Source organism: Methanobrevibacter sp. TLL-48-HuF1 (genome assembly GCF_023617305.1).
Lineage (GTDB): Archaea > Methanobacteriota > Methanobacteria > Methanobacteriales > Methanobacteriaceae > Methanocatella > Methanocatella intestini.
Map to the genome: position 1 here is coordinate 852,876 of NZ_CP081485.1, position 14,359 is coordinate 867,234.

Annotated in this window: 13 protein-coding genes; 2 read left to right on the plus strand and 11 right to left on the minus strand. The window is 33.6% G+C overall.

Annotated elements, in window-relative coordinates:
- Nucleotides 1-38: 38 nt before the first annotated feature.
- From K4897_RS04220 to K4897_RS04255, 8 genes are all read right to left on the minus strand, one after another.
- Complete coding sequence (locus tag K4897_RS04220) at nucleotides 39-332, minus strand: DUF2097 domain-containing protein (protein ID WP_019266517.1); 294 nt, start codon at nucleotides 330-332, stop codon at nucleotides 39-41.
- Between the two features lie 160 nt (nucleotides 333-492).
- Entirely contained in the window at nucleotides 493-1,368 is an 876-nt protein-coding gene (locus K4897_RS04225; RefSeq protein WP_019266518.1) for a formylmethanofuran dehydrogenase subunit C, read from the minus strand.
- A 5-nt stretch (nucleotides 1,369-1,373) separates the two neighbouring features.
- A complete protein-coding gene (locus K4897_RS04230; protein WP_250416874.1) occupies nucleotides 1,374-3,086 on the minus strand; it encodes a formylmethanofuran dehydrogenase subunit A in 1,713 nt (570 codons plus the stop codon).
- A 6-nt stretch (nucleotides 3,087-3,092) separates the two neighbouring features.
- Nucleotides 3,093-4,469 carry a formylmethanofuran dehydrogenase subunit B gene (locus K4897_RS04235; RefSeq protein ID WP_004032494.1) on the minus strand — a complete coding sequence of 459 codons (1,377 nt, stop codon included), beginning with the start codon at nucleotides 4,467-4,469 and terminating at the stop codon, nucleotides 3,093-3,095.
- Nucleotides 4,459-5,028, minus strand: a complete 570-nt coding sequence (locus K4897_RS04240; protein ID WP_004032495.1) for a molybdopterin dinucleotide binding domain-containing protein — start codon at nucleotides 5,026-5,028, stop codon at nucleotides 4,459-4,461. The genes K4897_RS04235 and K4897_RS04240 overlap by 11 nt, the downstream gene beginning before the upstream one ends.
- An 11-nt stretch (nucleotides 5,029-5,039) precedes the next feature.
- Complete coding sequence (locus K4897_RS04245) at nucleotides 5,040-5,270, minus strand: ATP-binding protein (RefSeq protein ID WP_004032496.1); 231 nt, start codon at nucleotides 5,268-5,270, stop codon at nucleotides 5,040-5,042.
- 8 nt (nucleotides 5,271-5,278) lie between these two features.
- Nucleotides 5,279-6,376, minus strand: a complete 1,098-nt coding sequence (fwdF, locus tag K4897_RS04250) for a tungsten-dependent formylmethanofuran dehydrogenase subunit FwdF (protein ID WP_004032497.1) — start codon at nucleotides 6,374-6,376, stop codon at nucleotides 5,279-5,281.
- Between the two features lie 2 nt (nucleotides 6,377-6,378).
- Nucleotides 6,379-6,840, minus strand: coding sequence for a 4Fe-4S binding protein (locus K4897_RS04255; RefSeq protein WP_004032498.1), 462 nt, complete (start codon nucleotides 6,838-6,840; stop codon nucleotides 6,379-6,381).
- A 386-nt stretch (nucleotides 6,841-7,226) separates the two neighbouring features.
- Between K4897_RS04255 and mobB the strand changes: the two genes are divergently transcribed.
- Both mobB and moaA read left to right on the plus strand, forming a co-directional pair.
- Nucleotides 7,227-8,276: a molybdopterin-guanine dinucleotide biosynthesis protein B gene (mobB, locus tag K4897_RS04260; protein ID WP_019262451.1), complete on the plus strand. Its 1,050-nt coding sequence runs from the start codon at nucleotides 7,227-7,229 to the stop codon at nucleotides 8,274-8,276.
- A gap of 4 nt (nucleotides 8,277-8,280) precedes the next feature.
- Nucleotides 8,281-9,210, plus strand: coding sequence for a GTP 3',8-cyclase MoaA (moaA, locus tag K4897_RS04265; protein WP_250416877.1), 930 nt, complete (start codon nucleotides 8,281-8,283; stop codon nucleotides 9,208-9,210).
- A gap of 112 nt (nucleotides 9,211-9,322) precedes the next feature.
- Here the strand turns inward: moaA and K4897_RS04270 are convergent, their stop codons facing one another.
- From K4897_RS04270 to fdhF, 3 genes are all read right to left on the minus strand, one after another.
- Entirely contained in the window at nucleotides 9,323-10,873 is a 1,551-nt protein-coding gene (locus K4897_RS04270; RefSeq protein ID WP_250416344.1) for an IS1182 family transposase, read from the minus strand.
- Nucleotides 10,874-11,014: 141 nt separating this feature from the next.
- Complete coding sequence (locus K4897_RS04275) at nucleotides 11,015-12,220, minus strand: Coenzyme F420 hydrogenase/dehydrogenase, beta subunit C-terminal domain (RefSeq protein ID WP_004032501.1); 1,206 nt, start codon at nucleotides 12,218-12,220, stop codon at nucleotides 11,015-11,017.
- A 6-nt stretch (nucleotides 12,221-12,226) separates the two neighbouring features.
- The gene (gene fdhF / locus K4897_RS04280; RefSeq protein WP_250416879.1) at nucleotides 12,227-14,284 is read right to left on the minus strand and encodes a formate dehydrogenase subunit alpha; all 2,058 of its coding nucleotides are present in this window, start codon (nucleotides 14,282-14,284) and stop codon (nucleotides 12,227-12,229) included.
- Nucleotides 14,285-14,359 lie beyond the last annotated feature (75 nt).

The window sequence follows — 14,359 nt, forward strand, 5'->3', positions numbered from 1 at the left end:
TATAAAAAATAAAAAGTATAAAAAAAGAGATAGAAAATCTATTCGTAAACTTCTACGATTGTTATTTTACCATCTTTAATATGACGCAATTCCAAAAGATCATCTTTAATCTCATTAAAATCAACATCAACAGCCTGATTTAAAATTTCACCATTTAATTGTAAACTAACTCTAAGACCTTCACCAGTTTCTTCATCTTCTGAAATTATATTTAACACTTCACCTGGAGCAAAAATACGATTGTATGATATTTCTAAAATATCCCTTATTTGAACATTGTTTCTTACATATTCGATAGCTTCATCAGCAGACATCTTAATTTCTTTAACCATATTATCACATATAAAACCATACAATAATTATAAATCAGTTTACAAGGTTTAAAATTATTACTATTAATAATAATTTATAATAAAACAATATTTAAACATATTGATTAAATCAAAAATAATTATTGATTAAACTCTTTTTTAAAAAAAGAAAAGGGAGGAATTATAAATTCCTGTATTCCCTAATTGAAGTATATTCGTCGTCAAGCTCGTTATAATGAGCTAATTTTTCCCTGTTAGCTTCAGCATCTAAGTATAAAGCACCTTTACCATTGAGACCAATGTCCCCTTTGTATTGGATATATTTTCCTTCAAATACTTCACCGTCAATTTCAGGGTCGTCTACAACACCTTCAAGAACGAATCCTTCAAGTAATCTTCCAAGGAATCCGTGAATGACAATGTTACCGTTTTTCATTTGACCTCCAGGCCAACGGTTTACATCACCATCAATTTCAATAATACCTTTAGTCATGTGAATACCAGCTAAAATATCACAGTTACCTAAAACGTGAATTCTTCCACCAGTTAAACATTCACCACATTGTTTACCAGCATTACCTTTAACAACGATTTTACCGCCAGTCATACCTCTCCATTCACCAATGTAAGAAGCTCCGGTAAATTCTTTAGTGTCACCGTCGATTTCAAGGTATCCTCCAGACATTTCTCTTCCTGCATGAGCTGCAGCATTACCATGAACATAAATGGATCCGCCACTCATTTCTGCACCTACATGAAGGTCAACATTACCATTACAGATAATTTCTCCTCCACTCATATTACAACCAATGTATTTGACCCTGTTTAAGTCACCGTTAAGGATCATTTTAACATCATTAGGTCCTTCTGCATCACCTTCTACAGTAATATCAAAGAAATCAGTAATTGGGAATCTTGAGTTTCCAATAGGTACTTCATATTTTGCAAAATCTTCTTCGCTCCATCCGTAAATTTCATCAGGAATTAATTCATCAAATTCTAAAGCGATTGAAGAAGTTTTTAATTGATCAAATGTTATTGTTTTCAAATTAAACACCCTTTTTATCTTTTAACATCTACCCTTATAGGATTTGATACATAATGATCATGTACTGGATAGTTTTCCCATTTTACGGAGTAATATTGAGTAAAGAACGGCATGATTTTATTAATAACATTTTGTTCTTCATGCTCATATCCTTGTACATTAACCCATATGTTTTGACTTTCTTTAACTTTTACAATTTCTTTATCTTTTACTAAGATTTGACCATCTTTAATTGTGTAATCAGCAAGAGAGAAACCTTTTTCAATTTCTGCATATTGTCTGGATGGATCAATTTCATTAGGATTTATGTCATATACAGCAATATCTGCTTTGTATCCCGGAGTAAGAGCACCTCTGTCTCTGAAACCGTAGATTTTTGCAGGTGCTGCCCTTGTAATAATTGCAATATCATTGAAGTCGTATTCCCTATCAAGAGTTGGAAGAGTAGTTCTTTTTTGTACCCATTTGTGAACTTCACCGTTTTCAATCATTTCCATTCTTCTTTGGTTACTCATTAACCAGGAGATAATTCTTGGATATCTTATGAATGGACCTGCGTTAGGGTGGTCAGTAGTTAAACATACTTGCCATGGGTTTTTAAGATGTAAGAACAATTCTAAACCAATAGCCCATTGAAGTGCTCCAACCGGACTTCTACCAGAGTAGATACATGGAATAATACCAGCTGCGGTTTCACATTCAATGTCTTTGTTAGCCCATTTTAATCCGGATAATTTGAACAAGTCGTATTCCATTGGTGCATCTGCTGTCATGGTGGTTGTTTCATCTAAAGTTACTTGTCCAATATCACAAGTTACGTGGTCGTGACCGTTTATGTATTTAGCAACTTCTTCTGCACCGGAACTTGCATCTCTCCAGTTGGTTCCATCGTATGAATGGAATTGAAGGTGACAGATATGTACAACTTGATCCCTAATATCTGCTTTAGGACTTTTCTTAATATTTTTAAGAGAATCTAATGTTTCAAGAGTAGTTGGTACGTTACCAGGATGTCCTAAATCATTTGGGTGAATGTGAATAGAGTGAGGAAGACCTAATTTTTCGTTAGCTTTTGCTAAAGAAGTTACAACTTCTCTAGAAGTTACATCAAAGTAAGGTGCTTTGTCATTGTATCCGTGTACGTTCATACCCCAACCCCATGCTTCACTACCACATGGGTTTACGATTTTAACACCGTAACCTTTGGAGACTTTTAACCATGCAGATACAAATGCGGATAAGTCTTCAATATTGTTTTCTCTTGCGTATTCCATTACAAACCAGTTGTTACCAAATAATGCTAAAGCTGGAATGTCTATGTTTGGAATAGTTGCAATCTCTTCGTGAGTGTGTTTTGCTTCAAGAGGAGGCATAGCTGCTTCTACAACAGTACCATAACCTAATCTGGAGTATCTGTAACCAGTTGATGGACAACTTGGAATGGAAAAACCAGATTCTGCCCTTGTAACTTTTGTTTTTTGAGTAACTCCTCTTCTTGAATCTTCAGGTCTGTATAATCTACCTACAACTAATTTTGGACCTGCAACGTGAGCGTGAGGATCTACCCCAGCAGGCATAACGATTTTATTAGTAACATCTATGACTTTTGCATTAGCTGAGACTTCTTCAACAATGATATCATCTTTAACCATGATATCTTTTTTCTCACCATTTATTCCGTTAGCTGGGTCATAAACAATACCATTTTTAAGTATAAATTCCATCATATCACCTTATAATGCATTTGGATTAGGCACATATTTTGGAGCTACGTTTGGCTCCTCTCTGAGTTTCATGACTCTTTCTTTAAGTTCTCTGATAATCCATTCGTCGTCACGACATGTTTCAGGTTTATCAATTGCTTTTTTCATGTAAATAGGAACTCCGTCCATACGATAACTGGTACCAGCACATTCTACTGCAATGAATGAACCAGGTAATACTACATCAGCAAGTTCAGTAGATGGTCCCCAGTGAATATCCACTTGAATAACAGGAATGTCAGCTAAATGTTGGTTAGCACCATTAGGGAAGTGAGCACCAGGGTCTGCTGCAATAACCATGAAACAGTCAGGCTCTTTCCTTGTTAATAAATCGATGGTGTTAGTTTCTCCTAACATATACCTAGTGTAACCTCTAGCAAAGTCAACACCAAATGCAAATCCAGTTTCGAAAGCCATGAAAATGTTGAAACCATTTACATTAAAGTGACCCCTCATTGGAGTAAGACCCCATTTACTGTATTTGTTTAAGTCTTGAATCATTTTAATAGCTATATCAATGTTTCTTTGTTTGGATAAAGTGTGAGTTAATCCTAAACCGAAGAATAAAACACCGAATTCAGCATTTTTCATTTCTTCCACTAATTCGTAAATGTCTTCTTTAGGAATTCCGGAAATAGTATCTTGATATATTTCTTTTCCTCTTAATACTGCTCTGATAGCATTGTAAAAACCATAATCTCCATTTTGTTCGAATCCTATCCATTTATCAGAAATTTTTGCAGTATCGGAGAATTTTGGATCCATAGTTACAACAGTTCTGTCAAATCTACCTCTTTGTCTGAAGTATCCTCTACAGAAGATAGCATAACGAGCTGCATGTCTTGGGTGAGAGTTCATTGCGTTACTTCCAGAGTAAACAACCATGTCTGCCCTATTTTGAACTTCCCCTAAAGTTTGAATAGGGTAACCTGCATTTTGCACAGCTTGTAAACTTGGACCGTGACAGATAGTAGCTTGGTTATCTAAAACTGCTCCTATATATTCACCTAATTCTAATCCTTCTTTCATACATTCGGTGGAAGTTTCAGACCAACCGTAGAATACTGGCCTGATAGAGTTAGCAATATATTCTGCAGCTTTATCTAAAGCAGTATCCCAATCTACTTCCATAAGTTCTCCGTCTTCATCCCTAATCATAGGAACTACTAATCTTTGGTCCATATCTTCCATAACTTTACTTGCACCTAATCTGCAAGCATGTCTTACAGCAACAACATGGTTGTCTTTAACTAAGTAATCTAAATCATCACAGTTACATCCACAAAATGCACAAGTACAATTTTCTACGATGTAATCATAATCGGTTACAGGTGGCTCATATGTCATGATCAATCAACTCCTCCCATTTACGACCTTTATATACTGGTCTTTCTCCTAATGATTCCATATGTTCAACAACATCATCGTCGTCGGAATCAACATATTTTTTGTAAACCCATCTCATTAAATCAGCCATGAGTAATACTTCTCTGTCTGTTTTTTCAACAGTACAATGAATACCTTTGTAAGTTGGGTCAGAACAGCAGTAAGTATCAGGACTTACAACAGTATTTGCCCAAGGACCTTTACAAATGAAAACAGTTCCTTCGTGAGGTGCATCTCTAGATACTGCAGCATTTACTACAACTTCTCCCCATTCAGTTTTAACAAGGACAGTATCCCAATTTTTTACACCTAATTTACCCATGTCTCTTGGGTCCATATAACAAGTTCCAGAAGCATTTTTATATTCTTCTTTTAATGTAGAACCTCTTTTTTTACAAGCTCCTTGATAAATGTCAGAACCTGTATTTAACATACATTTAAGTACTTTGGTCTTTCCATCACCAACAATTTCTACATCAGGAACAACAGGTTTTGATAAATAAGTATTAGCATAATGCATAATTATTCCTCCTATTCAATCCATATAGCATTTACAGGGCAGAACATTTGGCAAGTTCCACATAATTCACATTTATCTGGTGAGAAAATTTTAATGAATCCATTTTCGACCATAATAACTACTTCATCAGTCTTTGCACCATTACCACCTGCATTTTCAGGACTGATAGATGCGTTAACAGGACATGCAATTACACAAATTCCACATCCTAAACAATTATCTTGATTAACTTTAAGTTCCATTAAATCACCTAATTTTTAATTGCATCGAATGCATCGAGCCATGTTACAGATTTTATAGGAGTGTGATCTATTTCAGTTCTTGTAACAGTTATAGCTCCGTTTGGACATACTTTAGCACAAGCTTTACAGCGGATACAATATTGATCATGTTTAGTAATGCGGTCTAATCTTTGACCTGGTGCAGTAGAAACAGGGAATGCTAAAGCATCACATGGACAAGTATCTACACAAGCTCCACAGGTTTGACATGCTTCTTGATCAATTTCTAAAGTACCTTTGAATGGTTTGTTGGTTTCAACAGCATCAGTTGGACATACTCCTTCACACCATCCACAGTATACACAAAGTTCATCATCAATAACTGCACTACCAGTAGTGACTTCATCTTCAGCTTTGAAATCATATTCACCATAGGAACATGCCCTACATACTGCAGAAATAGCATCAACTGGACAAGCCCTTTTACATACAAGACAGTATACACATTTGTCTTTGTCAATTACGATAGATTCTTGACCGGTAGTGTTATCTACTACAATTGCTTCTGCAGGACATAATTCTTGACAGATTCCACAGTAAACACAGTCATCATCACTTACACTAATTTCACCAGATACTAAGTTTTGACGTTCTGGCAATTTTCTCATGACAGTAATTGCATCTTGAGGACATGCAGTTTCACATCTTTTACAGTAGATACATTTGTCGTCATCGATTTTAGAATAGGAGTTGTAATGAGGATATGCTTCAATTTCACTAATTGGAACATCATCAATAGTTAAAACTAATGCATCTATTGGACATAATCCACTACACATACCACATAAAACACATTTATTTTCATCAATGCTGATTTTTTGAACATCAAATTCAGCATGGAAATTTTGTGCTATTTTTTCATGACCACTGAAATAGACATCGTTGGAACGTCTGTGACGAGCATCGATAGCAATTGGATTTAAAGTAATTGCTTCAACAGGACAAGTAGATTCACAAACTCCACATCCAAGACAAATCTGATCATTAAAAGACAACTTTCTTACTTCTTCAGCTGCCCTTGTAATAGCAAAGTTATTGTCTATAGCTTCTTTTTTATTTTTAATCATTATTAAATCTCCAAAATTTTAATAGAATTCGTTGGGCACTCATCTTTACATAGCTGACAACCGCAACATTGTATGGAGTCTACATGTGCTTTTAACGATTCTAATTTAATAGCTTTCATAGAACACATGCTTACACATAAGCCACAACCGATACATGAATCTGCAACAACTGCCTCAAATTCCCTATCATTACAAATAGAAACAATTTTACGGCTTTGTTCAGGTTCATCAAATATTGCACTGGTCATTTTTAAGAAATCTCTAGGAGTCAGATCAGTGATAGTTTTGGCAACGTCTATAGAATTCCAAGATAAATTACTGCCATTTAAATAATGGGATACTGTAGACCTATCAATACCTAATTCATTAGCTATTGCTTGTTGGCTTTCACCTTGCTCTTTTAGCTTCACTGCAGCTAAATATTTCAAACCAGATGCAATATGTTTTGGCATATAAACCACCATGTGTAATGATATAAACTTTTGTTTATTATTAATATATACTTGTCTACTAGAAGCAAGGCGAAAGTAATATATATGACTGTGCTAATACTACAACAAAAAAATTAGTTAAAAAGATTATAACAATTTAATTTAAAAAATAAGTGATTTAAATAGTTATATTCCTACAAAAATTATCCTAATAATTTAATTTAAGATATAAAGGTTAAAATACGATTTGAAAAAAAGTAATATCGGATATTTTTATTGAAAAAATAATAAAAAAATAAAAAAATGTATTACTAAATCTATAAAAAATTAAGGAAAAACTAAAATTTAAGAGAATGTGGAGTAACTACACATCTATTATAATAACTAGATAATACATAATAATAAGTAGAGGTTTTACTATGAAAATCGTATCTGTAGTAGGTAGAAAAAATACTGGAAAAACTTCCCTAACTGTAAAGATTATTGAAGAACTTACCAGAAGAGGATATAATGTAGCATCTATAAAGCATTCCCATCATGAAATGGAAATGGACCGGGAACATACCGATACCTGGAGACATAAGCTGGCAGGATCAAATGTTGTTGTGGGAATCGGGTCTACATCATTTTTTAATGTAAGGGATATTTTAGAACTAAACAGATTACTGTTTTTAATTAAATTTATGGACAATGTCGATTTTGTAGTTATTGAAGGATTTAAAAGCTACAACTATCCAAAAATAGTAACATCCCTTGATGTAGTTGATGAATACACAATAGCTGAAGTGGACTCATTTTCAATAACTCCCGAAGGTGTGTCCGATCTAGTAGATACTGTTGAAGAAAAAGGCCATGATATTGTTGATACCCTCTTTTTAGATGAATGCGGATTTAATGATGGAGACGCAATAGCTAAAGAAATCAGAAAAGGAACTGTAAAAACCGAAGACCTGGACAAAGTTAATACTTTTATGTCAATTGATAACACGGTTATCGGTTTAAATGAATTCGTTAGCGATTTTATCAAAAAAACAGTGCTTGGAATAATAAAAACATTGCATATCGAAGAGTATGGAGTAAAAGATATTAATAAAGTCGAACTAATAATAAACAATGAAGATAACATTGATTTAAACCCAAAAGTGGAAGCTAATGTTCTAATTAACAATAAAGAAATTAGTTTAAATCATCATACCAACAACTTCGTTGCAAACTCAGTATTTGGAATGATTAATTCCCTAAACACTGATGAAGATGCAAGAATTGCACAGGTAGATATTTCTAAAATAAATCAGGAAAATCTTAAAGAAAGTGAAGCTAGACTCACAGTAAACAATAAAGATGTTGAGATTAATGCATTTGTAAAGGGCATCCTAAAGGAAACAATTTATGGTATGATTAAATCATTGAAACTTGGAGAACTAGACATCAATGAAATCGAAACTATTAATATAACTGTTAAAAAATGATTTTATGAGTATAGAAGCTATCAAAGACAAATATGAACGACCAATACTTTCATTAAGAATTACAATAACAAACAAATGTAATGAAAATTGTTTATACTGCCACCATGATGGGATGGATGATTCTCAAGAGGAAATGAATGCAGATGAAATTTACAGAATCTGTAAAATAGCTAAGAATATTGGTGTTAGAAAAATAAGGCTTTCCGGTGGAGAGCCTTTAATAAGAAAAGACATCGTTGAAATTGTAAGTAAAATAGCCAGTCTTGATTTTGATGACATATCCATTACTTCAAATGGAACATTATTTGGAAAATATGCAAAAGATCTAAAAGAAGCTGGATTAAATAGGGTAAATATCAGTTTAGATACTTTAAATCCTGAAACTTACAAAAAAGTTACCACTAAAAATCTGCTTGAATCAGCAAAAAACGGAATTCTGAAAGCTGTTGAAGTTGGCCTTTATCCTGTTAAAATCAATATGGTTTTAATGAAAGGAATAAATGAAAACGAAGTGGATGACATGTTTGAATTTTGTAAAAAACATGGAATCATACTTCAGCTTATTGAATTAATGGACAGTGAAAACTGTGACGATGAAAAATTCAGCAGAGATTATCATTATAATTTAGATCCCATCAATGAAAAGTTGCTTTCCATATGTGATGAAGTCAAAACACGTGAATTTATGCAAAACCGTAAAAAATACTTCATAGACGGCGGAGAAATTGAAGTAGTAAAACCTATTGAAAACAGCGACTTTTGTGCAAATTGTACCAGATTAAGAATAACCCCTGACGGAAAAATAAAGCCATGCTTACTTAGAAATGACAATCTGGTAGAATTAATATCACATATAAGAAATAATGAATCAGATTCTCAACTAAAAGAAGTTTTCATTAAAGGCATTAACAAAAGAGAGCCTTATAACAATTAAAAGCTATTTTTAAACAGAAGATTTTTATCTTCTAAAATTAATTTTGAGGATGTGACGCAAAATTTTTAGTTGAATTTTGTGTTTCTGATTTTTTATAATTTTTTTTCTTATTTTAGTTGTTTTTTGTGTTTATTTCATTGTATATTCTTTTTAGGTTGTGTCCGATTGTATATAGTTTGAATTCTGTGTTTGTGTTTTTTATTCCTGTTGTTGTGAATTCATGGAGTTTCATATTTTGTTTTATGTGTGCAAATGGTAGTTCTGCTGTTTTTGATCGTTTTTTGTAGATTTTTTGTGCCCAGTCTGTTTCCATTTTCCGTTGCATTCTGATTTTGGAAGGGTTTCCATAGTCTTGGATTGTTCTGTAGTTCTTTTTCTTGCAGCAGATTTCTTTCATGATGCAGTTTTTGCATTCGTTTGTCCAGTAGGTTATTCTTTGTTTGTTTTTGTATTCGTATGTTCTTCTTCGATATAAACTTTCTCCCAAAGGGCAGATATAGGTTTCAATTTCTGCATCGTAGCAGAAATTGTCTTTTTGGAATGGTTTTTCCCATAGATTATATTTTTTTTCTTTTCTTGAGAGTTTTCTGGTGGATATGTATCCGTCTAAGCCTTTTTCTTCAAGATATGTTGTGTTTTCATCTGTTGAATATCCATTATCGGCACTGAATTGGAAATTGGAGGGCAATTCATCATAAATTCTGGTTAAATTGTTTTCTAATTGTTCTATTGATGGAATCAGCTCGAAATGGTCGGTTGGATTTTGTGTAATGTATGAAGATAGGATTATTCCTTTGTATTCGTCCACGATGATTTGTGCGTTGTAATCCCATTCCCATTTGCCTTTTTTATTCATCATTAAGCGAGCATCTGGGTCGTTAATGCTTATTACATCTTTTGGTGATTCTTTTACTTTTTCTTCGAGTTCGTTGAGTTTTTTTAAAACTTTTTCTGGATTTTTTTCTGCTTGTTTTAAAAGATTTAAACTTGAAGAACGCAATTTATCTTTGTTTCTATTATTTTTAGAAGATTCTTGAATTTCTTTTACTGTTTCTTTGAATTTTTCTTTGTCTGTTAATGATTCTGGAACTGAATTTCCAGATTCATCTCCGAGTTCCTCATCTTCTTGTTGATCAAGTTCAATACTTTTTTTGAAGTGTTCTTTCATGATTTTGATTTGGTTTTCATCGATTAATTTATTAATTGATGTTTTTGCTTTGATTTTAGTTCCATCCAAGCTCAAATGATGTATTTTTATTAAATCATTTTCCTTTGCAATTTTGATCGTTGTTTTAAATGCTTCGTCGATTAAATCAGTATAATCGACTTTAAATCGTGCAATTGTCCGATATGATGGTTTTTCCATTGCTGCAAGATACATATATGCAATGTCAGTTCTTGTTTTTCTCTCTATTTCTCTTGAAGACAATCCACCATCAAATACGCTCATTAAAATGAGCCTGAGCAATAATTCTCGAGGATAAGCAGATTCACCAGGCTTTCCACGAAATTCCTGGTTTGCTTTTGAACAATCAATTAAATCAACCACATTTTTAATAAAATAGCACGGATGATCTTCAGGAATCAAATTTCGCAAGTCCATAGGGACCAACATAGTCTGATTAATATTATCATCTTTTAAAACCATGAATAAAACAACCATAAATATTAATATCTATAATAAAAGATTATACTTCATAGTATATAAAATTAAAGAAAAATTAGTCAATTAAAATTAGAAAAAAATGTGATTTCGTGTCACATCCTCATTTTTTAAAAAAAAGAGGTAAATAGAGTAAAAACTCTATTTCCAGTTATCTTTTGGTTTGTGTTCAGTGAATGGAATTGGTTCCCCGTTATCAAATCCAGGGAGATATCCATATACATCACGGATTTTGTTGTTTACTGTACTCCATACTTTAGCTACAGGTATTTCACAAGGACAAACTTCAGTACATTGACCACAGTTAGTACAGGAATCTACCATGTGCACCATACGAGTTAAGTGGAAGAATGGTGCTGCAGGAGTGTATCCGCCAGGTACCCATTCAGGACCTTCAGCTTCAAGACAGCAGTCATCACAGAAACATAATGGACATGCTTCACGACAACCATAACATTTCATACATTTAGAGAATTCGTCTTCATATTCTTTGAATACTTCGATGATATCTCCAGAAGTACCTGCATAATCTGCTTCTTTTTTCTTTGCAGATGCAGAGAGCATGAAATTATTAATTTTGTCTCTTATTGCAATTCCTTTTTCGAGTGGTTCTTCAACAGCGATTAAATCAGCTTCAATCACATCATTAAGAATATCTGCACCTTTATCAGAGAATACTTCAACAAAAGTAGCTTTTCCTGCTAAAGGACCGATTACTCCCCAGTTACCTAATGCTAAATCTGCGTTACTTGGTATTTTTAAATCACATCTTTGACAGTTTTCTCTTCTACCCATACCGTCTTCTTCTAAATCTTCAATACCGAAACCTTTTTCCCCTTCTGCAGTTTCCATAATGAGTTTACCTTTTGCGATTTCTTCTTTAATTACGTCACTAGGATCTAACTCATAAACATCTCTAATCATTTGCATAGTTGGTACAGGAGGTAATGTTCCACCACAGTTTACTCCAATCATTATGACGTTGTCTTCGATGATTTTGCCCTTTTTCATTAATTCTCTTATAGACATTGCGTCACAAGGTTTACAGGTAACTGCTATTTTCATATCTCTGCAACCGTCTAAGTATTTGTATATGAAACTAGCTAAGTTTACAGTACCACAGTGAATTGAACCTGCAGTTTTAATAACTTCTTCAGGATCAGTTATAAGGCATGGAACTGCGTCATACAAATCAAATCCTTCTTTTACAGCTACAATACCATCAACAACATTGCTTTCTAAAAGATGTTTCATGATAGTTGTAACTACTCCTCCGTATTCACCTTTTTCTTTAATACCTTCGTTGTTAGAGTATGCATAATACATGTCGCTATTTTTTACAGCCATTTAAATCTACTCCTCAATTTTTTCTACTTTAATAGCACAAGCTTTTAACTCTACCATTTTACATTTTGGATCAAAAGAATCAGAGTTAGTTAACATGTTAGCTGCACATTCAGTAAAGTGCATAGGTATGTTTACAATACCTTTCTTAATGTCATCAGTTACTCTTGCAGGAATTTCAATTTCCCCTCTTCTGGAGCTAGCTTTAACTATTTCATTATTGAGAATTCCTAATTCTTTAGCATCTTCTGTATTGATTTCTATAAATCCAGTTTTAACTTCGTTGTCTAAAGTTTTACATCTTCTAGTCATAGCTGCGTGATAGTGGAATAAAACCCTAGTAGTAGTTAATAACAATGGATATTCTTCATCAGGAACTTCTACAGGACCTCTGTGTTCTAATGCTTGGAAAATACCTAATCCATCAGGATGTGCAAATTTATCTTTGTGCATTAATGGTTGACATGGGTCATCAACAGATGGACATGGCCAGTGAAGAGCTTCAGGGGTGTCTAATCTTTCACGGTTCATACCAGCAAAGATTGGAGCACATTCTCTGATTTCTTCAAAGATTTCTTCAGCAGATTCATAATGGAATTTTTCTCTTGGAACTCCCATTCTAACTGCGATTTCTTCCATAATTTTCCAATCTAACATTGCGCCTTCAGGTGGTTCTTGAGCTTTGTGTAAACATTGTACTCTTCTTTCACCGTTGGTGAATGTTCCTTCTTGTTCACCCCAACCTGCTGCAGGTAAAACAACATCAGCACATTGTGCAGTATCAGTCATGAATAATTCTTGAACAATTAACATGTCTAAGTTAGCTAATGCTTCTTTAGTATGTTTGATATCTGCATCAGAAAGTACTGGGTCTTCTCCATGGATGTATAATACTTTTAAGTCACCAGCATGAGCTGCATTCATCATTTCCACTAAGGTTAAACCTGGTTTTGCAGGAAGGTTTGTTCCATAGTATTCGTTGAACCAGTCAGTAGTTTCTTGATCTGCTACTTTTCTGTAACCTACATAATCTGAAGGTAATGCACCCATATCACAAGCACCTTGTACGTTGTTTTGTCCTCTTAATGGGTTTACACCAGTACCTTCTCTTCCGATGTTACCGGTTAACATAGCTAAGTTAGCAGTAGACATTACGTTATCTGCACCGTGAGAGTGTTCAGTAATACCTAATGAGTAAACAATAGCTGCTTTATCAGCTTTAGCATATTCAATAGCTAATTCTTCTATGACTTCTGGTGCAATGTGAGTGATTTCAGATACAGTTTCAAGGTCGTATTTTTGTACTGTTTCTTTAAGTTCATCGAAACCTTTTGTTCTGTTTTTAATAAATTCGTCATCTTGTAAGCCATTATCAATAATAACTTTAATCATACCATTCATTAATGCTACGTCAGTACCTGTTTTGAATTGTACATATTCATCAGCTATTTTAGCAGTTGGAGTGTATCTTGGATCTAAAACAACTAATTTAGCACCATTTTTTTGAGCTTGGATTAATTTACGACCAAACAATGGGTGTGCTTCCATGTTGTTTGAACCAATACAGAATATGTAGTCTGCTTCTTTAATACTGTCGAATCCGTTGGTCATAGCACCTGAACCAAAGGTGGTAGCAAGACCAGCTACAGTAGGTCCGTGACAAATACGTGCACAGTGGTCAACGTTTTGAGTACCACAAGCTACCCTAGCTAATTTTTGAGTAATGTAAATGTTTTCGTTTGGTGAACGAGCACATGCATAGAATCCAACTTTATTTGGATCATCATCAGATACTTCTTTAAGTTTATTAGCAACTAAATCTAAAGCTTCATCCCAAGAAGCTTCCCTAAATTCTCCATTTTCTTTGATTAATGGAGTTGTTAATCTATCTTCCCTATTAATAAATTCATACCCAAAGTTACCTTTTGGACATACTTTTCCTTCATTTACTGGGTGTCTTTTATATGGTTCGACACCTACAATTTTATCATCCTTTACAACGAAGTTAAGTCCACATCCAGTACCACAGTATGGACAAATTGTTGGGACATATTTTATCTCAACCATTTTATAATCTCCAAATAATTTATTTAAATTAATATAAATTAATAAGAAGCATGAAGCTTCTTATTTATTTTAATT